At 36.7% G+C, this 24,316-nt stretch carries 18 protein-coding genes; 10 read left to right on the forward strand and 8 right to left on the reverse strand.

Annotation, left to right across the window (positions count from 1 at the left end; translation table 11 throughout):
- Positions 1-23: 23 nt before the first annotated feature.
- Together AC0L5Q_RS17190 and AC0L5Q_RS17195 are read right to left on the reverse strand one after the other, a co-directional pair.
- Entirely contained in the window at positions 24-926 is a 903-nt protein-coding gene (locus AC0L5Q_RS17190; protein WP_473612021.1) for a DUF350 domain-containing protein, read from the reverse strand.
- Positions 927-950: 24 nt separating this feature from the next.
- The gene (locus tag AC0L5Q_RS17195) at positions 951-1,931 is read right to left on the reverse strand and encodes a hypothetical protein (protein WP_473612025.1); all 981 of its coding nucleotides are present in this window, start codon (positions 1,929-1,931) and stop codon (positions 951-953) included.
- 341 nt (positions 1,932-2,272) lie between these two features.
- On the opposite strand from AC0L5Q_RS17195, the gene glnE reads away from it, so the two are divergent.
- A complete protein-coding gene (gene glnE, locus AC0L5Q_RS17200; RefSeq protein WP_473612029.1) occupies positions 2,273-5,146 on the forward strand; it encodes a bifunctional [glutamate--ammonia ligase]-adenylyl-L-tyrosine phosphorylase/[glutamate--ammonia-ligase] adenylyltransferase in 2,874 nt (957 codons plus the stop codon).
- 135 nt (positions 5,147-5,281) lie between these two features.
- Here glnE and AC0L5Q_RS17205 read toward each other — a convergent pair whose 3' ends face one another.
- Positions 5,282-5,980 carry a putative porin gene (locus tag AC0L5Q_RS17205; RefSeq protein ID WP_473612033.1) on the reverse strand — a complete coding sequence of 233 codons (699 nt, stop codon included), beginning with the start codon at positions 5,978-5,980 and terminating at the stop codon, positions 5,282-5,284.
- Between the two features lie 354 nt (positions 5,981-6,334).
- Between AC0L5Q_RS17205 and AC0L5Q_RS17210 the strand changes: the two genes are divergently transcribed.
- Positions 6,335-6,706, forward strand: coding sequence for a DoxX family protein (locus AC0L5Q_RS17210; RefSeq protein ID WP_473612037.1), 372 nt, complete (start codon positions 6,335-6,337; stop codon positions 6,704-6,706).
- Positions 6,707-6,840: 134 nt separating this feature from the next.
- On the opposite strand, the gene AC0L5Q_RS17215 is transcribed toward AC0L5Q_RS17210, so the two are convergent.
- Both AC0L5Q_RS17215 and lpxL read right to left on the reverse strand, forming a co-directional pair.
- Entirely contained in the window at positions 6,841-7,545 is a 705-nt protein-coding gene (locus tag AC0L5Q_RS17215; protein ID WP_473612041.1) for a TcpQ domain-containing protein, read from the reverse strand.
- Between the two features lie 52 nt (positions 7,546-7,597).
- Complete coding sequence (gene lpxL / locus AC0L5Q_RS17220) at positions 7,598-8,536, reverse strand: LpxL/LpxP family Kdo(2)-lipid IV(A) lauroyl/palmitoleoyl acyltransferase (protein WP_473612045.1); 939 nt, start codon at positions 8,534-8,536, stop codon at positions 7,598-7,600.
- Between the two features lie 69 nt (positions 8,537-8,605).
- Here lpxL and hldE point away from each other — a divergent pair, with 69 nt between their 5' ends.
- Both hldE and AC0L5Q_RS17230 read left to right on the forward strand, forming a co-directional pair.
- Entirely contained in the window at positions 8,606-10,033 is a 1,428-nt protein-coding gene (gene hldE, locus AC0L5Q_RS17225) for a bifunctional D-glycero-beta-D-manno-heptose-7-phosphate kinase/D-glycero-beta-D-manno-heptose 1-phosphate adenylyltransferase HldE (protein WP_473612049.1), read from the forward strand.
- Between the two features lie 81 nt (positions 10,034-10,114).
- Positions 10,115-11,159, forward strand: a protein-coding gene (locus AC0L5Q_RS17230; RefSeq protein WP_473612053.1) for an IS630 family transposase whose coding sequence is annotated in 2 segments (ribosomal slippage) — positions 10,115-10,587 and positions 10,586-11,159 — 1,047 coding nt in all. Because the reading frame shifts where the segments join, the coding sequence is not laid out codon by codon here.
- A gap of 202 nt (positions 11,160-11,361) precedes the next feature.
- Here AC0L5Q_RS17230 and tolC read toward each other — a convergent pair.
- Positions 11,362-12,687, reverse strand: a complete 1,326-nt coding sequence (gene tolC / locus AC0L5Q_RS17235) for an outer membrane channel protein TolC (protein WP_473612057.1) — start codon at positions 12,685-12,687, stop codon at positions 11,362-11,364.
- A gap of 211 nt (positions 12,688-12,898) precedes the next feature.
- Between tolC and AC0L5Q_RS17240 the strand changes: the two genes are divergently transcribed.
- The 6 genes from AC0L5Q_RS17240 to AC0L5Q_RS17265 all read left to right on the forward strand — a co-directional run bounded on the left by AC0L5Q_RS17240 (position 12,899) and on the right by AC0L5Q_RS17265 (position 20,907).
- Positions 12,899-13,543, forward strand: a complete 645-nt coding sequence (locus tag AC0L5Q_RS17240) for an NUDIX domain-containing protein (RefSeq protein ID WP_473612061.1) — start codon at positions 12,899-12,901, stop codon at positions 13,541-13,543.
- Positions 13,540-13,995 carry a DUF1249 domain-containing protein gene (locus AC0L5Q_RS17245; protein WP_473612065.1) on the forward strand — a complete coding sequence of 152 codons (456 nt, stop codon included), beginning with the start codon at positions 13,540-13,542 and terminating at the stop codon, positions 13,993-13,995. The genes AC0L5Q_RS17240 and AC0L5Q_RS17245 overlap by 4 nt, the downstream gene beginning before the upstream one ends.
- A gap of 20 nt (positions 13,996-14,015) precedes the next feature.
- Complete coding sequence (locus tag AC0L5Q_RS17250) at positions 14,016-14,801, forward strand: metallophosphoesterase (RefSeq protein WP_473612068.1); 786 nt, start codon at positions 14,016-14,018, stop codon at positions 14,799-14,801.
- A complete protein-coding gene (locus AC0L5Q_RS17255; protein ID WP_473612071.1) occupies positions 14,794-15,369 on the forward strand; it encodes a YqiA/YcfP family alpha/beta fold hydrolase in 576 nt (191 codons plus the stop codon). Before AC0L5Q_RS17250 ends, AC0L5Q_RS17255 begins: the two co-directional genes overlap by 8 nt.
- 61 nt (positions 15,370-15,430) lie before the next feature.
- The gene (gene parE, locus AC0L5Q_RS17260; RefSeq protein WP_473612075.1) at positions 15,431-17,317 is read left to right on the forward strand and encodes a DNA topoisomerase IV subunit B; all 1,887 of its coding nucleotides are present in this window, start codon (positions 15,431-15,433) and stop codon (positions 17,315-17,317) included.
- 779 nt (positions 17,318-18,096) lie between these two features.
- Positions 18,097-20,907, forward strand: coding sequence for a carbohydrate-binding protein (locus AC0L5Q_RS17265; RefSeq protein WP_473612079.1), 2,811 nt, complete (start codon positions 18,097-18,099; stop codon positions 20,905-20,907).
- Positions 20,908-21,083: 176 nt separating this feature from the next.
- On the opposite strand, the gene AC0L5Q_RS17270 is transcribed toward AC0L5Q_RS17265, so the two are convergent.
- Both AC0L5Q_RS17270 and fdhD read right to left on the reverse strand, forming a co-directional pair.
- Positions 21,084-23,381, reverse strand: a complete 2,298-nt coding sequence (locus AC0L5Q_RS17270; protein WP_473612083.1) for an FdhF/YdeP family oxidoreductase — start codon at positions 23,379-23,381, stop codon at positions 21,084-21,086.
- 15 nt (positions 23,382-23,396) lie between these two features.
- A complete protein-coding gene (fdhD, locus tag AC0L5Q_RS17275) occupies positions 23,397-24,245 on the reverse strand; it encodes a formate dehydrogenase accessory sulfurtransferase FdhD (RefSeq protein ID WP_473612087.1) in 849 nt (282 codons plus the stop codon).
- Positions 24,246-24,316 lie beyond the last annotated feature (71 nt).

The raw sequence follows: 24,316 nt of genomic DNA on the forward strand, positions 1-24,316 counted from the left end.
GTCGTTTTATTAACTTTTAGTTGCTATGCCATTAATCCGGTAAGGATCAAAGCAATTGAAATACTAATGGCCATTTCAACACTCGCCACACCAATATTATGTTGCTGATCAACTTCTTCTACTAAGTTAATGCCCCATAAAATCAGTTTTTTAGCTAATGTAGTAAGCACTGAAACTAATACAGTCATAACGATACTAAACACTAACCAACCAAAAAGGTTCGTTAGCAAAGTTTCAGAAGAATAAGTTAAGAAGTAACTTGCTGCGGTTACGGCTAGCGCTGTACTAATAACTTGACCAGCGTAGCGAATAGCTAATGCTGTTTGACCGTCTGCAAAAGCTTCTTGCATACTGTCGCCTTGATTATTGTTAGCGTATTGTTTTTCTTTAATACGTGTAACCATTACTAACATGGCCTGAGATACTACAAAACCAGCGGCAATAGCAACAAAGGTACTAATATTTAAACCATTTACCCAAATAAGTACGGCCCTAATAATAATGGCTGTAGCTATAGCTCCTGCGGCATCAACAATACCTACAGAAATATTATGTGCTTTAATTTGTTCTGTTTTATTAATTTGGTTTAATGCGATACGGTCGTGAACAATGCGACCAATTTTTATTAAAATTAATCCAAAAAGTCCGTAAGACAACATTCCTATTGCTTCAAGTAAATAGCTATCTGCGCTTTCACCCATAATAGCACCGCTTAGTGCAATACCCATCGCGGCAATACTACCTGCAACACTAATTCCAAAGGCAAAGTTATCTTCTTTAGATAATTCGTCAGTTGAATTAACTTTTGCTGTAAAGCCAGAAATAAAGCGCATTGCGCCAAGGAGTATAATAGCGATTGAAATATCAATGGCTAAATATATTAGTAAGTCTTGGTTGAGATTGGTTATATCTATTAATGTATTCATTATTTTTCCCTATTCTGCTACTCGCTATTTGCCGCGTTTAAAGCCACGAGAAGTAGAGCTTGAGCTATTTCTGAAACTGGCGTTTTTAGATGAACTTGAAGAACCTTTAGCGTACGAACTTTTTGATGAGCTCGTAGACTTAAACTTATTAGCACTCGTTTGTGCTGTTCGGCTTTGGCTTGATAATGACGAAGAACCTGTGCGATTTTTACTATAAGCACTGGTAAATTTTTGCCCACGACTTTCAAACGATTTACGAGTACGGGTTTCAAGTGAGTTTTGTTTACTTAATTGACTTGGAGAACTATAACGCTTTCTTCCATAGTCGTTATAATAACTATAGTTTCGGCTACGTCCCCAGTCATTGTAATAGGTACGACGAGAACCAAAAACATCACCCATCATAGAATACATGCCGTACCATGCCCAAAAAGACATACCATTACTGCCCGTAGTCCATTGACCATAGCTTGGGTTACCAATGAGCTGTTCACCTGTACCAAAGTCTTGCGCATTATTTGCTTTAGCACTCTGGCTTTTCGATAAAGAGTTTATTCTAGGTAGTTGTCCGTCAGACATATCTGCTAATACATTTAAAGGGTCGCTAAGGGCATCTGAAAATAACGTAGGATCAGCAGCCTGATAAATATTTAGTAACTCATCATACAAAGCTTGTTTGCTAGCAAACATATTAGGTTGATTTTTAGCTGTGTTAAGTCGATCAACTAACGCAAGGAACATAGGCCCTTCAACGGTTGCATCTTTTTTGAACTGCTCAATTAACGGGGCTAAATTCGGTTTCTGCTTAAGAACATGCTCAGCGTATTGATTAATAAGAACAGCATTTCTTACGCTGCCGTTTTTTAATCCATTGGCTAGTTGTTCAATACGTTGTTCCGAAATAGATGTTTGTTGTACTATTTGCTCATTAATAGGATCGCTACATCCTATTAAGCCAATCGTTAATATCAACAACAATATTTTTACGTGGTGCATTCCTGCCATAGGTGTCCTCAAAAATGCTTGATTATTATTTATTAATATCATCCTTGACATAATATGTCTAATGGTTTGATACGCTATTTACAAAAAGCATAAACGTTTATTCTTACAAGTCTATTTTATTACCATTACTGTAATCGAAAAATGAGTTATTAGTTTAAAATTTTAAGCAACAATCATTTTATTTTAATGAAGGTGATAATCAAAACTTCACACACGCTCAACTAAGTTACTGACTTGTATTTGAGCTACATTCAATGTAAAACATCTCTAAAGAAAAAACAGCCTCTAAAGTTCTCATTTCAATAGATTAATGAAAAATATGCCATTTATTTATGGAGTATATGATGCATAGCCATGTAAAAAAAGTAACTTCTGCTTGTTTAGTGCAGCAACAAGAAAAAAGTTGGATGCAATTTTCTGCTCAACACCCTAATGCAACAGAACAACTTTCAGAGATACAACTCGAACACTTTAAAAGCGCAATAATGTTAAGTGATTACATTTTAAAAAGTGCGCTTCAAGCTCCTGACATTGTAATAGGGTTATTTGTATCAAATTATGTTTATCAAAAAGAAACACCTAACTATCAAAAGTTATTAAGTGATTTTATAAGTGAATGTAGAACTGAAGAGGATTTACATAAAGCACTAAGGTTATTTCGATTACGTGAAATGGTGGCTATTGCAACGGCCGATCTTGTTTTAAATATTCCGTTAAATGAGTCATTAAAACGTTTATCAGAACTGGCTGATGTATTCGTGCAAGGTGCGTTAGATTGGCTAAGTCAATTTTGTTATGAAAAATGGGGAGAACCCAAAAATAGCGAAGGCGAAACTATTCCTTTATTGGTTTACGCCATGGGCAAATTGGGGGGAAAAGAACTTAACTTTTCATCCGATATTGATCTTATTTTTACTTATCCAGAATCAGGTGAAACCCAAGGCGCTAGACGTTCAATTGACAACCAACAATTTTTTACACGCTTAGGGCAAAAATTGATCACAGCACTTAATCAGCAAACAGCAGACGGATTTGTGTACCGTGTTGATATGCGTTTAAGGCCTTTCGGTGACAGTGGACCTTTAGTGTTAACCTTTAATGCAATGGAAGATTACTACCAAGAACAAGGTCGAGATTGGGAGCGTTATGCCATGCTCAAAGCTCGCCTCATTGGTGCAGGCAAGTATCACGATCAATTAGATAAAATGCTTAAACCTTTTGTTTATAGACGTTATATCGATTTTAGTGTGATAGACAGTTTACGCCGAATGAAAATGATGATTGCGCAAGAAGTTAGGCGTAAACAACTCATCAATAATATTAAATTAGGTGCTGGTGGTATCCGTGAAATTGAATTTATTGTACAAGTCTTTCAGTTGATCCGGGGCGGACAAGTTAAAAGTTTACAACAACGAAATTTGTTAACCGTACTTCCTTTATTAGTGGAAGAAGGTGAAGTGCCCGTTAAGAGTATGACAATACTTAAAAGTGCTTATGAGTTTTTACGACGTGTTGAAAACATTATTCAGGCGCTTGGCGATAAACAAACGCAAACATTACCTGACTCTGAATTAGATCAAATGCGAATTTTAGCTGCATTAGAGCAGGATGAGTTAAGTACGTGGCCATTATTTTTAGAGCACTTACAATTCCATATGTATGGTGTTCATAAAGAATTTATCGCGCTTATTGGTGAAGAGGGCTCTCATCATCATATTAAAGATTCACATTGGGTGACTTTATGGGACAGCGATTGGGATCATGAAGAAAGTTGTACGTGGATCAGTAAAGTTAATCAAACATGGAAAGTTGATAGTATTTGGCACCAAATAAGTGACTTTAGAGAGGAACTGACTAAAAAAGGTATTGGTAATCGCGGTCGTCAAACACTAGATAAATTGATGCCGCTACTCTTATTCTTTTTAAATGAAGACAATGTAGAAGATACAACATTAGAGCGCGTACTCTCTATTTTTAAGAAAATAGTTACACGAACAGCTTATCTTGAATTGCTTAATGAAAATGAAGGGGCGTTAAAGCATTTAATTAAATTATGTCGCTCAAGTTTATGGGTAACAGAGCATATTGCTAAGTTTCCTATTTTACTTGATGAGCTTATTGATCCTACCCTATTCAGTAATCCGCCCTTAGAAACTAGTTATGGATCAGAATTACGCGAAACAATGCTTCGTATTCCAGAAGAAGATCTTGAAGCGCAAATGAATATGCTACGTCAATTTAAACAGGTTCAGCATTTACGTTTAGCAGCTGCAGATATATCAGGTGTATTGCCTATCACTAAGGTAAGCGATCACTTAACTGCAATTGCCGAATGTATTATTACTGAAGTGATTAACCTAGCATGGGCACACGTTACACAAAGATTTGGGCAGCCGCTTTCTACTGTAGGTACTGATGATAAAGGTTTAGCTGTTATTGGCTACGGTAAAATGGGCGGGATAGAATTAGGATACGGTTCCGACCTTGATTTAGTGTTTCTACATAATAGTTTGCCAACCGATATGACCAATGGTGAAAAAGAAGTTCCTGCCAGTCAATTTTATGCCAAGTTAGCCCAACGTATAATGCACATTTTTAACACCAACATGGCCAGTGGTATTTTATATGAGCTAGATATGCGTTTAAGACCTTCAGGTAATTCAGGCCTTTTAGCTGTGCATATTGATACTTTTGAAGAATATCAAAAGCAAGATGCTTGGACATGGGAGCATCAAGCGCTGGTAAGAACACGTTGTGTTTATGGTACTGAGTTTTTTGTTAAGCGTTATGAAGAAATCAAACGTAATATTATTGCTAGCCCAAGAGATAATGCTGTACTGAAAAAAGATGTTGTAGAAATGCGTCAAAAAATGAAGTCTCATCTTGATAAATCAACAGAAGATCTGGTTGATATTAAGCAAGGAGAAGGGGGCTTAGTGGATATCGAGTTTTTAGCGCAATACTTAGTTTTATCTCATGGTCATAAACACCCTAGTTTAGGAAAATATTCAGATAATATTAATATTTTTAATGAGCTATGCGCGTTATCTTTAATTAGTGAAGAAGATAAAGATGCGTTAATTTCGAGTTATTGTCATTTACGAGATTTTGGTCATAAGGCGACTCTACAAGGTATTAATTCTTTGATAGCAAACAGCGAGTTTACCGAAGTAGCAAAAAATATAACATCAATTAAGCATAGGTATTTAGTATGAAATTAGCATTGCCGCACTACGAATGCTTATTTTCATCATACTGAATAAAGTACAATTAGTTGAAATCAAATTAAACTTTTAGGGTAATTAAAAAGGGAGACATTAGTCTCCCTTGTTTATTCAATAATATTAGGCTTAAAAGCGACCTGTTATACCAAATAATAATCCATCATCACTATTTTCTAATGAAACATACTCAAGACGAGCTGAAATCGCTGGAGTGAAAAAGTGTTGAGCACGAATGGTGCCGTTAATACCTTCCTCTGTTGAAAGGCTTAACCCTACACTTGATTGAGCAGTCCAAAAGTAGTCTGCTGCAGCTGTAAAGTCGTTATCTAAATTAAGGTAAGACACTTCTACATTAACAAAAGTACCGTTATTTAATGTAGCAATATATTTAGTGTTTAACGCTAAAGAATCAGAAAATTCTTCATCAGCGCCAGAAACTGAAACCATCCAGTTTTTATCAAAAAAGTAGCCGATTTCACCAACAAGTCCAGTGTCATCGCCTCCACCATCAACATCGAAATAAGTTACATCTAAACCAACAAAAAGGTCATTGTGGTAATAGTCAGCACCTAATACTAGTTGATAGGCATCACCATCGAAATCAGTGTAGCTAAGGTTAGCACTAGTGTTTCTACCCATAAACGCAGCTTCAGACCATGCTGTATTATTTGTAGTAACGTTGTTAAGGTAATATGTGCCTTCAAGTTTAATAGTATTGAAGCTATCAATGTTTAAATAATCTACATCAATTTGAGTATTGTAGTCATTAGCTATAGCAGCTGAAGAAAGTAAAGATAAACCGAAGAATACTGCATATGTTTTCATTATATAAATCCTTTATATGTTATGTAAATTCCTAAGAAAAATAGTAGGAAATCAATGGATATACACACAAACTAGTAGCACAAATATACAGTACTATTTGTGCGTAAAATCCATTTCGCGCGCACTATACTGGCCCATAAAAAAGAAAACAAGTATTTTGATATAATTTTTACGGCGTTGTTTTAGCATTGCGGAATAAATACTTTTTGAAAGTTGTCGACATCACAATATAAATCAACTAATTTCTTCATAACTGTTCCTTGTATGGTTCTTGGTAGAAAAAGTACATCGCGGAACGGGTATAGTTAAATTTCATCCCGAACAAGGGGCTTTATTATAATAAGAGAGATATATATGAATTTTTTAGATAAGTATAAAGAGCATACATATGCGGCTTTTCGTATAGTGCTAAGTTTTTTATTTATTTTTCATGGTACCCAAAAGTTACTTTCTTTTCCTATTGAATTTCCGTACCCGATAAATCCTATGATTATGAGTGCAGGAATTATAGAGTTAGTATGTGGGACGCTCGTCATGTTGGGCTTTTATGCTAGAGGGGCTGCATTTTTAGCTAGTGGCACAATGGCAGTTGCTTATTGGTTGGCACATGGACTTAATAATCCATTCCCTATTGCCAATGGGGGAGAGTTAGCCACTATTTATTGTTTTGGCTTTTTATTTATAGCAACTAATGGACCTGGTATGTGGAGTATAAATAAACGTTAAATTGAAAAGGCCTATAATACCAATCGCAATAAGGCATTGATGATTTATACTCGTCTAAATAGTCAATTCATTAATGCGTTTGGTATTATAAAACTAATACATACTGTGAATGCTAGGATAACCAAAAATTCGGTTTAATAACCAGAGTTTGACTTCAATAAGGCACATTCTTCGTCTAGATAAGACTTTGTACCTTCTATAACAACGATAGCACGTGATTGATAACAGAAATAAGTAGAAACACCATTTTGGAAATGCCCGCTAATTCCTTGGCTTAGTTGTAAGGCTGTTTTTAAAATATTTTTATTGATCCTAAAAGCATCTTTAACGACATAATCACGATTAAGTCGCCAATAAACTTCCAGTTTATCTTCTTTAGCATATTCAGATAATTTTTGAAAAACAGTTTCACCAAGTCTAAAAGGTCTTGATTCTGTGGTGCCTTGCCAGTTTCTAGGGTAAGCTCGAACCACTTTTTTGCGTGCATTTAATAGTAACTCTAGGTCACCTTTAGGATCAGGCAAATAAACAATATTATTACGAATAGTGGGTTTATCTATATCAGACTCGCCATTAATATTGGCGTAAAATGTTGATAAACCTGTTGCTGCTTTATTTTCACTTTTTTTCTTTTCTATAGGTTTAGCTTGTGTAGGAGAGGGAGGCTTGGTATTCATTTTGTTTGATGTTTTGTCCCCAATAGCTTGTGCTGGAACGCTAGCTGCGACAGGTTTTTCATCGCTAGCTAACGACATGAGTAAGTCTTGATTAGCAAAAAATAAATAGGCAAGAATAACTAATATCGTGCCAAATATAATATTTCGTATCCAAAAACCCATAAGACCTTACTCATTAATAATGTTAGATAATATATACCTTAACTAACAAATCCTATTTATACAAACTTGGGTCATTTTCATTAGGTCGTGTTTTAAATCTTCTGTGTAACCACATGTACTGTTCAGGCTTACGCATAACCGCTTTTTCAACTTCGTGATTAATGCGGGTCACGTCTTTAATATCATCGTCGGTAGGGAAATCGTCTAAAGCAGGTGTTATCTCAATAGTATAACCACTCCCATCGTCATTACGTTTGGGTATTAATACAAAGGTTTTAGTATTAGGTTGGCGAGCAAAAATAAGTGTACCAGTAGTACTAGCGGTTTCTTTTACATTAAAAAAAGGAACAAATACACTACGATTTCTACCATAATCTTGGTCGGGTAAATATAAGCTAGATTCACCTGTTCTGATGGCTTTAATTAAGCCTTTTACATCTCGCTTACCTAACATGTATTTATTCGATCTGCCTCGGCCTCTGTATTGGAAAAATTCCATTAACTGATTGTTATGCGGGCGATAAAAAATAACTAATTGATGATTAAGCCCAAAACCACGGCCAGCTATTTCAGCACATAAATAATGCATAGCTAACAAAAATACGTTGTGACCTTCTTGCTTAGCTTTTTCAATATGCTCTAAACCTGTAACGGTAAATTTTCGCTTAACACGCCAGTCAGGCCACCACCACCCCATGCCTGTTTCTAAAAGTGCTATCCCTGTACTTTCAAAGTTCTTACGTAAAAGTTGTTCGCGCTCATGTTCAGCCATATCAGGAAAACAGAGTGCTAAATTACGAGCGGCAACTTTTTTTCTGCTTGAACCTATTTTAAATAGAAGCTTACCAATTTGACGACCTAAAAAGAGTTGAAACTTATAAGGTAACCAGGAAATAGAGTACATAATGAGTACGCCAAGCCAAGTTAACCAGTATTTAGGTAATAGAAAAGACAGTTTAAAATCTGGTTGTAAAACTTTATTTTTACTCACGGTATAAATTCAACTCATAGTAATTCGTGTGATACACTATCGCGCATTATATCTGGTATAGGGTACAGGATGAAAGTAGATATTCCAGCTTTTAGCAAAGCACGTGTTTTAGTGGTAGGCGATGTCATGTTAGACCGTTACTGGCATGGTCCAACGCAACGTATTTCTCCAGAGGCCCCTGTGCCTATTGTTAAAGTTAACCATAATGAAGATCGTCCAGGCGGTGCTGCAAACGTTGCATTAAATATTGCCTCGTTAGGTGGAAAAGTCACTTTAGCGGGTATTACAGGTAACGATGAAGCGTCAGAGATTTTAGAAACACGCCTAGCTTCAATGGATATTAATTGCCAATTCGACAAGCAAGATAATACGCCAACCATTACTAAACTACGAGTACTCAGCCGAAATCAACAGCTTATTCGTTTAGACTTTGAAGAGTCTTTTGCTCAAGTTGATAAATCAGTTTTAGCACGCTCGGTAGAACAATTGTTACAAGAACACGATGTTTTACTTTTGTCGGACTACGACAAAGGTACTTTATCAGATGTTCAATCTCTTATTACCGCAGCGAAAAAACTCAATAAAGCTATTGTGGTTGATCCTAAAGGAACTGACTTTAGTAAATATCGTGGAGCAACGTTAATAACGCCTAATTTATCAGAGTTTGAAGCAGTGGTAGGGGCTTGCAATACAGAAAGCGAACTTGTTGCAAAAGGTAATAAATTACTTGAAGATTTAGAGCTTGAAGCGTTATTAATTACTCGTAGCGAACAAGGAATGACGCTATTACGTAAAAATGAAGAAGAATTCCATTTACCAACTCAAGCCAAAGAAGTTTACGACGTAACGGGGGCTGGCGATACCGTTATTGCAACGTTAGCTCTAGCTATTGCGGCTAATGCAGGGTATGACCAAGCAAGTGCGTTAGCTAACGTAGCTGCGGGGATTGTTGTGGGTAAAATTGGTACCTCTACTGTAAGCGAAGCCGAAATATTAAATGCATTATCAACCGGGCAAGAAAGCGGTTTTGGTGTATTAACAGAAGAACAATTGAAAATAGCGGTTGGTTTAGCCCAAGCTCGTGGTGAACAAATTGTAATGACGAATGGTTGCTTTGATATTTTACATGCTGGCCATGTATCTTACTTAGCAAACGCTAAAGCTTTAGGAACACGTTTAATTGTTGCCGTTAATAGCGACGACTCAGTTAGACGTTTAAAAGGTTCAGGCAGACCTGTAAATCCTAACGATAGACGTATGGCTGTGTTGGCTGGTTTAGGCGCTGTAGATTGGGTTGTTCCATTTACTGAAGATACGCCACAACGACTTATTGCTAACATTTTACCTAATGTTTTAGTAAAAGGTGGTGATTATAAAGTGGAAGAAATTGCTGGTGGAGCTGAAGTGATAGCAGCTGGTGGCGAGGTTAAAGTACTTAATTTTGAAGAAGGTATTTCAACAAGCGCTATTATAAATGCGATTAAACTCGAAGATTAATGATTAAATCTTGTTAATAAATGATCGTTATACCAATTAGTCTAATTATGTGATCTAATGTCATTTATTTACTCATAATAAATGACATTGAACACTCATAGCTCACAAGAATTAAAAATACTCTCCAACAAAGTAAAAGATCATCGAATGAGACTGCGCTTGCTAGCCGTTTCGCACTTTAAATCGGGTAAGAATAGATCAGAAGTTGCTAGAACACTTAATATAAGTAGAAGAATTGTTAATGATTGGGTTGCGAACTACATCAGCGAAGGTTTACTTGGTCTTGAGAGTAAAAAACCTACAGGGCGACCTAGCTATCTTACAGAGCAAGATAAAGAAATATTGAGTCAATATATAAAGGCTCAATGCCAATCCGATATGGGTGGACGACTAACGGGTGAGTGTATCCGACTATATATCAACGCTAATTTTGATGTTGATTATCACCCCAACGCCATTTATAAGTTATTAAAATCAATGGGGTTTAGTTGGATAACAAGTCGCTCACGACACCCAAAGCAGTCTGATGAAGTACAAGAAGATTTTAAAAAAATTCGAAAGTGAAATGATCCGCACGATCCCATGGAATGTGAGGCTTAAAGAGATAGATGTGTGGTTCCAAGACGAAGCACGTTTTGGACAGCAAAATACAACGACAAGGCTCTGGGCAGAGAAAGGAACAAGACCGAGAGCCGTTAGGCAACAACAGTTTGAATACGCTTACCTTTTTGGTGCTGTTTGCCCATCAACAGGCGCAACTGAGGCACTGATTTCTCCAGTAATGAACATGGATGTAATGGAACAACATTTGGCTTTAATTTCTCAAAAAACTCAAGAAGGACGACATGCAGTGATCGTTGTCGATGGTGCTGCATGGCACCAAGTTTACCTTGCTGATAAATTTAACAACGTAACGATCATTAAGTTACCACCGTATTCACCTGAGTTGAATCCAATAGAGCAAGTTTGGAGTTGGTTGCGCCAACATCATTTAGCGAATAGGTGCTTTCAAGGCTATGATGACATCCTCGATGCTTGCTCTGATGCATGGAACTCATTTGTGAGTGATGCAAAGCGGGTCATGAAAATGTGTAGTAGAGATTGGATTAAGGTGGGAAAAACTTAAGATGGAATGGTATTACTTTTAATGAGTGCAATAGAAAAGGCAGCGATAGCTGCCTTTTTTAGTTTTAAATATTTAAATACATTACTTAATCTCAACTCGGGTTAATGAATGTTAGAGAATGAATTAAAACTCTCATTTATCAAAAGCTCAACCTGTATCGTTATTTTCCTAAGTAACTTTGCTTATCCCGAGCTGAGGTTATTTACGTTGACGGTAATAAACCATTATTAATATCAACTAAGTCTTGCTCGGTAATTGTACCGGCTGCTTGCTTTAACGATAATATTGCTTGAATGTAGCTGTATCGAGTTGATGAAAGATTACGTTTAGCGTTATATAAATTACGCGTACTGTCTAATACATCAACAATAGTTCTTATCCCAACATCCATTCCTGCTTCAGTTGCACGTAAAGCACTTTCAGCACTAATTACCGATTGTTCTAACGATTTAATTGCTGAAACCGCTGCAATAACTGTGTTGTAAGCATTACGTGTACTTCTTACAACATTACGGTGTGTTTTAGATAAGTCTTGGCTTGCGGCAACATAATTACTTTGCGCTTGGCGTACTGAACTTGTAATAGCACCACCCGTATATAAAGGAACATTAATTTCAACACTGATTGATTGACTATTAAAATCAACCGTTGGTGACGGAATTAATTGATCGTCAATATCAGATTTTGAATAACGACCTTTTAAATCTATGGTGGGATAGTGGCCAGCACGTGCGGTATTAATACTATCTTTACTGATGTCTACACTGATTTTTTGTGAAATTAAGCTTAAGTTTTTCGCTTCTGCTGTTTGTTGCCAGTCGTTAGCACTATCTGGCGTTGGGCGAGAAGCACTAAATCGTTTAGTATTTAATACATCTAAATTACGCGGATAAATGTTGGTAATTTCTCTTAACGCTTCTTCAGCATTAAATACACTATTTTCAGCTCTAATTTCAGCTGTTACCGTGTTATCAAACTGTGCTTGCGCTTCGTGTACATCAGTAATGGCTGTTAAGCCTACTTTAAAGCGTTGTTTGGTTTGATCTAATTGACGTGCAATAGCTTTCTTTTCTGCTTTTGCGAACTCTAGATCGTCTTTTGCACTTAATACATCAAAATAAGCTTTTGTTACTCTAACAATCAATTCTTGTTGAGCCACTTGAAAAGCAATATCACTTTGATGCGCTATTTTTTTAGCGGTACCTAATTTTAACCAAGAAGCATGATGGTATAATTCCATTGATAGACTAGCACCAATCGTTTTGGTTTCCTCATCTTTAGATTTAATATCGTTGCTCTCGTTTTCTGATAATTCATAACTACCAAAAGCGTATAATTGAGGAAGTAAAACAGAGCGTGCTTGAATAATATTTTCTTTAGACGCCATAAATTGAGCATGGGCTTTTAATACTACAGGGTCGTTTGCCTGAGCTTGTTGATAAACATTAACCAAGTTTTCAGCGTTAGACGAGTGGCTAGTTACCATAACCGTTAAGCCAACAATGAGAGATATAATATTTTTTTGCATGGGTTCGTAATCCCTTAAGGTATAATCCGCTTATGAATATAATTTTCATAAACATTTTAATAAACTTATTCTATCTAGCTCAAGTTATTAGCTAAAAGAATTAAGTGTTAAATAATCTATTCTAGTGTAACAAAATATTTAGTGGCATTGATATACACCATTATATTTTAAATACAGCCTCTAGAAAAATGTAAAGCAGGAAGTAAAACCTATGAGTATTAAAAAATCATACCCAGATATTTTAAGATTTAGTCATAAAGATATGACGATAGTTAAAGTAGAATCAAAATTTAAAGGCTTTTTTACTATTAATGAAGTGCATGTGAACCATGCGTTATATGAAGGCGGAACAAGCATTACCCTTAAAAGAGAAATATTTGAAAGAGGCGATGCTGTTGTTTTATTACCGTATGATCCTATAGCCGACAAAGTCGTTATTATTGAACAGTTTAGGTTAGGTGCTATGAGTGGTGATACACCGTGGCAACTTGAATTTATTGCCGGTATGTTTGGGGAAAACGAACATCCCATTGATGTGGCTATTCGTGAAGCTAAAGAAGAAGCGAATTTAACCATTAAAGAAGACGACATTATTAAAATAAATCAGTTTTTCCCTAGTCCTGGTGGAACAAGCGAATGCATATATATGTTTGCGGCAAAAGTTGATGTAACAGAAGTAGGTGGGGTGTACGGATTAGAAGAGGAAGGCGAAGATATTTTAGTGCATGTTATGTCGCGAGAAGACGCTTTGAGTTTATTAGCTCAAGGAAAAATTACCAATGCTTCAACTATAATTGGGTTACAATGGCTTCAGCTAAATTATTCACAATTACAAAAGTCTTGGTCTGCTCTATGATGGTAAAAGCAAAAAAATATAAACCGCAATTAGCCGCATTACTCAATTTATGTGATGTAAACTATATGCTGTTAATTAAATTGCTAGCAGATAAAGAAGAAGTAGGGCAAGAACGTGAATTTTTTATTTCAGACTTTTTATCGTATGCCGTTTCGGTAGATGAAGTGACGCGTTATACCACCCTGATCACCATTAACCAAAATACAGTAGAAGTCGGAAAAGAATTATCTCACCTATTTCAGCCTAAAATGGTTATTCGTTTATACCACGATGCGCGTATGGCAGAAGTTATATCATCGCAAAATATTCGCCAAGTAAAACCTCGATACGACTACCCTAATAAAAATATGCATTTACCTGATGAAAAACAACAAATTAATATATTTTTGAAAGAGTGGTTACAATTATGCCACGAGCTTGGACAAGTTAAGCTGGCACTTGATTTAAAATAGTTTAGAAACGAATTTTTAGTATGAAACACGCCTTAAAAGTTGCACAAATTAGTGATACACACTTGTTTGCAGATAAAAACACATTGCATTGCGGAGCTAATGTTTATCAGCATTTAGTTCATGTATTAACACATATTCAAGGTGTAGAAAAACCTGATGTTATTGTGTTTACTGGCGACTTAACACAAGATCATACTGATGCTTCTTATCAGCAATTTGTTGAAATATTTCAGCAACTTGATATTCAAATTCCGGTTCATTTTATTGCGGGTAATCATGATGAACATCGTCAACTCGAACAGTATTTAACAAATAAATCGTTTAATTCATCAAAAATCATTACCCACAATGCTTGGCAGATACTCTTAATAAATAGCAAAAGCGAAACACCCTCAGGTTATGTATCTGAAGGAACATTAAATGAGCTAAGTAAAAATATAGACCCTGAAAAAAAACAGCTTGTTTTTATGCATCATCATCCTCTTGATGTAGGTTATTTTATTGATAAACATGGTTTAAAAAACAAAACCGAATTTTGGAATGCCATTCAACAGTTTCCTTCTATTCAAGCCATAGCGTGTGGACATGTACATAACGACTTATCGATACAACCCGAACAATCAGGATATAATATTCCCTTATATACGTGTCCAGCAACCTCTATTCAATTTGATCAAACAGCAAATACATCAGCATGTAATGGTCAAGGTGCAGGCTATCGAATATTTGAATTAAGTAACGATGGTACGTATACCACATGCACATATTTTGTAAGCGATTTAGCTCAAGGAAATCACGATGAGTAATTTACTTTTTATCCATGGATTTAATTCATCACCGTTATCGAAAAAAGCCCAACAAACTCAAAAATATATACAAGAACATTTACCTGAGGTTAAGTTTCATTGTCCTCAGTTAGCGACTAACCCTAAAGATGCTATTAACCAGCTTGAACAATATTTTGAAGCATCACCTGCTGAACATTGGGCGTTAATTGGATCTTCATTAGGTGGATATTTTTCTACATATTTAAGTGAAACCTACAATTTAAAAGCAGTATTAGTGAATCCTGCTATTAAACCTTACGAACTCTTATCAGGTTACGAAGGCGAACAAATAAACCCGTATACGCAAGAAAGCTACAGAGTTGAAAAGCGTTATCTTGAAGATTTAATTGCGATTGAAAAGCCCCGTGTCGTAAAAAATAATTATATGGTCATGGTACAAACAGGGGATGAAGTGTTAAATTACCAAGAAGCGGTTGATAAATTTCAAGACAGCCATTTAATTGTGCAGCCAAACGGCGACCATAGCTTTGTTAATTATGAAAAAATGCTACCTAAAATTGTAGAGTTTCTTCAGTTAACAGCGTAAATTGCTCTAAAACAAAGCATAAATAACTTTCTTTATTAAATACAACGAATAGATGACTCAAATGAACGAACAATATAATTCTGATTCTATCGAAGTTCTTAGTGGTTTAGACCCAGTAAGACATCGTCCTGGTATGTATACCGATACATCTCGTCCTAACCATTTAGGGCAAGAAGTTATCGATAACTCAGTGGATGAAGCTTTAGCGGGCTACGCTCAAAACATAACGGTAATTTTAGATAAAGATCAGTCGCTAGAAGTTATTGATGACGGTCGAGGCATGCCGATAGACATTCATCCCGAAGAAGGTGTAACAGGCATAGAGCTTATATTTTGTAAGTTACATGCGGGTGGTAAATTCTCTAATAAAAACTATCAATTTTCAGGTGGTTTGCACGGTGTAGGTATTTCAGTTGTAAATGCTTTATCAACACGAGTTGATGTAGCGGTAAGACGTGACAGTAAAGTCTATGAAATGGCTTTTGAAAACGGTGAAAAAGTTGAAGAGCTACATGAAACCGGCACAGTAGGGCGCAGAAATACAGGAAGCCGAGTTAAGTTTTGGCCAGATCCTGGCTATTTTGATTCACCTAAGTTTTCAGCACGCCGTTTAGCACATCTATTAAAAGCCAAAGCTGTATTGTGCCCAGGCTTAACCATTAAATTTCATGACAAAAATGAAGATGATAAATATGAATGGTGCTATGCAGACGGTTTAGTTGATTATCTAAAAGATTCAGTAAAAGATTACGAATCTTTACCTAAAGAACCTTTTGTTGGTACTTTTACCTCGCAACAAGAGGCTGCCGATTGGGCGGTAACTTGGTTACCTGAAGGGGGAGAAGGGGTTGGCGAAAGTTATGTAAACCTTATTCCAACGGTTCAAGGTGGTACTCATGTAAACGGTTTAAGGCAAGGGTTGCTTGAAGCCATGAGAGAATTTTGTGAGTTTAGAAACTTGATCCCTCGCGGTGTTAAATTAACGCCAGACGATGTATGGGACAAATGTTCATATATTCTTTCAGTAAAAATGCAAGACCCACAATTTGCAGGCCAAACCAAAGAGCGTTTATCATCTCGTCAATGTGCTGCATTTGTTACCGGTGTTGTTAAAGACTCTTTTAGTTTATGGCTGAATGAACATACTGAAATAGCTGAATCGTTAGCAGAATTTTGTATTTCAAACGCACAGCGTAGACTACGTGCAAGTAAAAAAATAATTCGTAAAAAAATTACTCAAGGGCCTGCACTTCCGGGTAAGTTAACGGATTGCGGTAGTCAAGATATAACTCGTACAGAGCTTTTTTTAGTGGAAGGTGACTCTGCTGGCGGTAGTGCAAAACAAGCACGAGATCGTGAAATTCAAGCCATCATGCCTCTTAGAGGTAAAATTCTAAATACATGGGAAGTTGATTCAGGACAAATACTTGCCTCGCAAGAGGTACATGACATTTCAGTCGCTTTAGGTATTGATCCTGACTCTGAAGATTTATCAGAACTACGTTACGGTAAAATTTGTATTTTAGCTGATGCCGACTCCGACGGACTTCACATTGCTACTCTATTATGTGCTTTATTTACCCAGCATTTCTTACCTTTAGTTCAAGCCGGACATGTGTATGTTGCCATGCCTCCTTTATATCGAATTGATGTGGGTAAAGAAGTATTTTATGCGCTAGACGAAGCTGAAAAAGACAGCATACTTGCTCGAATAGAAGCTGAGAAAAAACGTGGAAAAGTTAACGTACAGCGCTTTAAAGGCTTGGGTGAAATGAACCCTCTTCAACTGCGTGAAACTACTATGGATCCTAATACTCGCCGTTTAGTGCAGCTAACTATTGATGAGTTTGATACTACAATGGAATTGATGGATATGTTGCTTTCTAAAAAGCGTAGTGGCGATCGTAAAGAATGGCTACAAAGTAAAGGTAATTTGGTTGAGTTGTAAATTTTAAGCGTTAATTAAATATACCCGTTACCAATCAAGAGGCTATTTCAGAGTGCTTGAGCGATATCAATTCAAGGCAGTGCTTTGCAATAATGGTCGTTCCCTTATAAAAAGCATTGTTGATGAAGTGATTTTGCTCAGCACTTCTTTGATGGATCTAAAAACAATTTATGCCGCGTTATTAACTTTAGTCAGGTTCCTACATGGACGTAGACCTTAGATTTTGTTTGGAACGTAAAATCTGTGCCTAAATTGTTTTTAGTTCCCACTGAAACCTGCATCTTGAATGATAACGGGTATAGTTAGATCTAGGCGAATAATATGACCTATATTATTCGCTTATTATCCCGAATTCGGGTTTATTATTGTTTTACATAATCCTATCTATAATCTTCGTACTCTTAGTCATGATTACCGCAATTGATTTTAATATAAGTATTTGTTTTTAATTTTTATTTTTCGTGTTTTTCTTTGTGGTAATTTCAAAAAGGTAAACGAAAATCCTACATCGACTTATACATAGTCAGAATCTACAAAAGAAAATATTATAAATGTAGTTTATTTTAAATTGTTGATTTAAATATTTATTTTGTTTTTTTTATGTTTTACCTATTTTATCTACAAAATTAATAAAAACTTTGTGTTTGTTTTTTATTCGCCTATATTTCTTATAAGCTACTATTGTTAATTATAAATTTATAATTGTTAATTGTAGACAAAATGGCATTGCAAATATAAAGGTGCGGTGCATTCAGGATGAATTTAAACAGGATTTTTTTATGGAATTTATAAAACAACGTTCTCTACTCAATGCTTGTGTTGCATTGTCTCTTAGTACATTTTTAACACAAGCTTATGGTGAAACAGTGGTTGTTCAAGCGGAACAATTTAACAATTCAGGGGGAACATTCAATGACGGTCAACCTAATCCTATCTCTATATATTCAGTTAATGGCCAAGGAGCTATTAACTGGATTAATAATGGGGATTATGTCGATTATGATATTAATACTAATGGTGGTGAATATACCATTGAATATTTAGTCGGTACAAGTATCGCTTCTAATGCAAACATTGAATTATTTACGAATACAAATAATGCTTGGGTGAGCCAAGGAACAGTTGCTGTGCCATTAGGGAGTTGGGATGATTTTCAGCCATTAACCCATAGTAGTACCGTTACTTTACCTGCAGGTAGTTCAACTATTCGTATTCAAGCCGTAGGTGCTAACTGGCAGTGGAATTTAGAATCTTTTTCATTAGTAGCAGATGATATTGACACTGGTGGCGGAACGGGTGAAATCATTGTTCAGCTAGAAAACTTTGCTGGTACTGGCACAAATGGTCGCGTTGGTGGAGATACCGTAGAAGGCTTTGGACAAACTGCGACAGGTGTTAACTGGGTTACTAATGGTGACTACGGTGATTACAATGTTACTTTTGATCAAGCTGGTATTTACAAAGCATTTTTTACTTACTCTGCACTAAGTGCGGGTAGTTACGGGGCGCGTATTGACTTAAATAGCGCACCAGTTGCTTGGGGTTACTTTGCTGAAACGGGAAGTTGGAATGTTTCTGCTGAGGTTGAACTTTATGGTGGCGAGTTTGTTGTTGAGAATGCTGGGTCACATGTTTTACGTGTAGAGGCTATTGGTGGCTCAGATTGGCAATGGAGTGGTGATAATGTTCGCATTGTTCGTGTAGGTAATGTTACGTCAATTCCGACGCCTTTATACAATCCGAATGATCATAGCGTAGCGGAAATCGAAGGCCCTGTATTAGGCTTACCATTCTTGAAACAACCAGTTCAAATTCCTGTGGCTAACCAAGTATTGAAGTCTGATGTTTGGTATACCTATCCGCAAAATAATCAGCTAGCAGGTTTTGATAACTTTGGTGCCACAGGAGCATTTTGGGGGCATCCACCAGAGGAAAATTTTTACGATGAAACGACCATTGTTGATTGGACTGAGCTGGTTCGCGGTTACCAAGATATAGGTATTGAATATACAGCTCGAGGTGAATTTGATTGGGGATTCCGTTGGTTTACTGAATATGTTACTAACTCATCGCCTCACTATGTTCGTACGCTTGATGATCGTAATGTAAGAATGACTTTTATGGGATATCTTAGTTACGATGGTTATAACAATAATTGGTTGAGTAATCATAGCCCTGCGTTTGTACCATTTATGAAATCTCAAGTTGATCAAATATTAAAAGCGAATCCAGACCGCTTAATGTTTGATACGCAAACCAACTCAACACGTTCAACAGATATGCGCACTTTTGGTGGTGACTTTAACGACTATGCTATGGAGAACTTCCGTGTATGGTTAGGTAAGAAGTACAGTAGTTCTGAACTTTCAGCTATGGGTATTAACAATATTAATACCTTTAACTATCGAGATTTCTTGTTAGCGCAAGGTGTTACACATACTTCATTTACACAGGCAGCTGATACTATTTCTGGTGATGTGCCAATGCTTGAAGATTTCATTTACTTCAACCGTGATGTATGGAATCAAAAATTTGCTGAAGTATTAGATTACATTCGTGTGCAACGTCCTAATATTGAAATTGGTGCAAGTACGCATTTGTTCGAATCACGTGGCTATATATTCAACGAGAACATTACTTTCTTATCGGGCGAGTTGAATTTAGGTGCAAGAACAACGATTGCTGAATTACCAACTAATATTCTTGTTCACTTAAAAGGTGCACAAGCGGTTGGTAAAACACTGGCTTATTTTCCATATCCTTGGGAGTTCGATGAACTTCGTCTTACAAATTCTCCTCGTTTCGGCCGTGGTTGGGTTGCTCAGGCGTATGCTTATGGTGGTATATTCTCTATTCCTGCAAACGTTTGGGTAGGTGGTGATGTATTCACTTGGTCGCCAGGTGCAGATAACTACCGTGATATCTATCAATTCGTTCGTGCACAAGAGAACTTGTTTAATAACTACACCTCGTATTCGAAAGTTGGTTTAGTGCATGCTATGTACTCTTCAATGAAAGCAGGTTTTATTGACGGTGGAAATCAAGTTCAATCAAGTGTGAAACTTCTAACGCTTGATAATATTAACTTCGATATGCTGGTGTTTGGTGATGAAGGACATCCGGTTGTCCCACGTTCTGAAGACTTTGATAAATTTGATCATATTTTCTACGACGGTGACCTTAGCTATTTAACGGTTGAGCAAAAAGCTATATTAGATCAGCAAGGCAGTAAAGTTAGACATATTGGTCAACGTGGCACTATTGCAGGGATAGATATTAATGTGAGTATTAATGGAACACTTGCTAACGAAACAGTATCAGCCGTATCTCGTATTCATGAAACAAACGAGAATGCGCCGTATGTTGTGCACTTGGTAAACCGTCCGTTTGCTGGAGGAGTAACACCAACACTTAATGGTGTTGAGGTGGCTATTCCTCAGGGGTACTTCCCTGAAGATGTAACTTCCGCAACATTGCATTTACCGAACGGTACTAGTACTAATCTTACCGTTTCTACGAACGGCAATGGTGATGCTGCTGTAACGGTTAATAATCTTGAAGTATGGGGAATTATTGAATTTGGTCATTAATTCAATAATATTTTTTTGAGGCTAACTTAATAACCGTTTAATTAATTGAACTGTTTGATACGAAAGTGAATTATCAAATATTTAATGGTTTTAACCTATAAACATGATCAATAAATGATTGTGATTCATTTGGCCTCTAAAGGATAATGATGTAAATACATCATTATCCTTTTTTCTTAAATAATTCTATCAGATACTTCCGCTTTTTTAATGATAACCGCAATAGACTTTGACGTAGGCGTATCGCTTTCATCCCCTACACTTTTTAATGCCACTAAAGGGTTAGCTTCAGGGAAATAGGCGGCAATGTTACCTGCTGGTATGTCGTAACTGACTAACTTAAAACTATAAATTTTGCGTTCAATATCATCTGGCCATAAGCTTTCTACATCAACTAAGTCTTCATTTTTTAAGCCTAAGTCAGCTATGTCGCTTGGGTTCATAAAAATAATATCGCGTTCGCCACTAATACCACGGTAGCGGTCTTCAAAGCCGTAAATGGTGGTGTTGTATTGATCGTGAGAACGTAAGGTTTGTAGAACAAAAACGCGATTTTTTGTTAATGCTCTAATCGATGCGGGTACAATGTCATCAGGTAGTTGATTCGTACTAATTTGAGCTTTTTTAGTTGCAGTATTCCATGTGAATTCCGCTGCGCTATTACCTAAATAAAAGCCACCCGGTTGAGCGAGTCTTTCATTCATTTGATTAAACTCAGGCAAGGTTTGCCCAATATAGTCGCGAATTAAATCGTAATTGTTAGCTAGTTCTAACCATTTTACAGGGGTATCGCCTAATGTTGCGTGAGCAATGCCAGCAATAATTGCTGGTTCTGAACGCATGTTACTGCTGTCTGATTTTACGACACCTTTTGATTTGTGCACCATAGAGAATGAGTCTTCTACAGTAACTGACTGTTCGCCAGTGGCTTGTACGTCAATATCGGTACGACCTAAACAGGGTAATATAATTGAAATTTCACCAGGAAAGAGGTGAGTTTGATTCAATTTAGTAGCAATATTTACGGTAAGTTTACAGCGTGTTAAAGCTTGTTGTGTAAATTCAGTATCGGGGGTTGCAGAAACAAAATTACCTCCTAAGGCTGTGAACACCTTGCTCTCGCCTGAAAGCATAGCTTCAATCGCCTCAACAACATTATGACCATTTTCTTTAGGTGGAGTGAATGAAAACACTCGAGACAAATTATCTAAAAACTTAGCATCAGGTTTCTCATTAATGCCCATGGTTCGGTCACCTTGAACATTTGAATGACCTCTAACAGGACAAAGCCCTGCACCGGGTTTACCTATGTTGCCAAACAGTAATTGTAAGTTGGTGATCTCTTGAATAGTAGCAACGGAATGTTTGTGCTGGGTAATTCCCATCGCCCACGTAATAATAACGCTTTTGGCTTTTTGGTAAATGCTTGCTGCTTGCGTTAATTCTTCAATACTTAGGCCTGACTGCTGGGTAATATGTTCCCATGTTGTTGCTTCTACCGTTTGTAAGTAATCATCTAACCCTTGTGTGTGTTCGTTTATAAACTCAAGATCGAAAACACTTTTATTATCTTTTTGTGCGGCCTTGTGTTGTTCAAGTAACACTTTAACCATGCCTCGAACACACGCCATATCACCACCTAAATTAGGGGTGAAATAATGCTGTGAAATTTGAGTTGCGCCGCCTGATAGCATTTCAACCGGAGATTGAGGATTAGCAAATCGCTCTAAGCCTCTTTCCTTTAATGGGTTGAAAGTCACTATGCTAGCTCCTCGGCGAGAGGCATGGCTTAATGAATCAAGCATTCTTGGGTGATTTGTTCCGGGATTTTGCCCAAAGACAAAAATAGCATCGGCTTTTTCAAAATCATCAATTTTTATGGTGCCTTTACCAATACCTATTGATTGTTTAAGGGCAACGCCGCTGGCTTCGTGACACATGTTTGAACAATCGGGAAAGTTGTTAGTGCCAAATTTTCGAACGAAAAGTTGATATAAAAAAGCAGCCTCGTTGCTGGCGCGGCCTGAAGTATAAAATTCTGCTTGGTTGGGGCTTTCTAACGCATTAAGTTGTTGAGCAATAATGGCAAAGGCCTTGTCCCAAGATAATGGTTCGTAATGATCGGTTGTTCTATTATAAATAAGCGGTTCAGCTAAGCGACCTTGGTATTCTAAAAAGTAGCCCGTTTGTTTTTGTAACCAGCTAACTGAATGTTCTTTAAAAAATGCTTCGCCAATGCGGCGTGAGGTTGCTTCCCAGTTAACAGCTTTTGCGCCATTTTCACAAAAGCGGAATCGACCCGGTTCGTCTTTTTCACCCCACGCACAACCGGGGCAGTCAAACCCATGATCTTGATTTGTTTTAAGTAGGTTTTTAATGTTTTTAGCAATATTGTCACTTTTAAATAAGTGAGTTGCTGTGCTTTTTAATGCACCCCAGCCACCCGCGTGACCCTTATAATTTTTTACTGACATTTTATAACCTACTTGTTATGCGTTATGGTAATTATAATCAATGCGATGATTGCCATGATATACGTTAAATTTATTATTTTTAGTAAAACCAATTAAAGTAATATTGAACTGAATAGCGGCCGATATGGCTAAGCTTGAAGGCGCACCAATAGCTATTATTACAGGAATAGCGGCAGTAATGGCTTTTTGTATTAATTCAAAGCTTACTCGACCGCTGAGTACTAAAATTGATTGTGTTGTCATTTTTTCTTTAAGAAACACATCGCCAATCACTTTATCTACCGCATTATGACGACCAACATCTTCGTAAACGCATACCCATTGGTTATTGCTAATATAGCCAGCGCCATGCACCGCACCAGATAAATTAAATAGCGGCTGATGACTATTAAGTGCTTTTGCTATTTCAATAATCTTATCACTTTTTAACCATAAGTCAGTGTTATCGATAACACTATCCGTTTTAATTGCTAAGCCATTAAGTGAGGTTTTTCCACAAATTCCGCAACTTGACTGACTAGGGAAAGAACGTGTTATTTTTTGCCAATCAGGTTGTACGTTAGGTGCAAGTTTAACAATAAGGTGATTGTTAGTTATAGCTTCATCTGGAGGGGTAATATTTACAATATCGTGTATTGATTTAATAATTTGTTCGTTAAATAAGAAACCTGTGATCAGGGTATTATCGTGATCAGGAGTTCTCATTATTACGGTGAGATCTACCGTTTTGTATGTTTTTGATTCTTTATCTAAAAAAGACAGGCTGATCAATAAAGGCTCTTCAATAATAGCATAATCGTCGATAGCACTATGCGTACTGCCGTTATAGTGGCGTTGGTTAACTTTTTTTAAACCGCAGATCATTAATTGTTAGGCTTTATGAGGTAATTAGTCGCATTAGTATATAACTCTTCGTAGATTGGAATAAAGAATAA

Source organism: Pseudocolwellia sp. G5-9 (assembly GCF_055808995.1).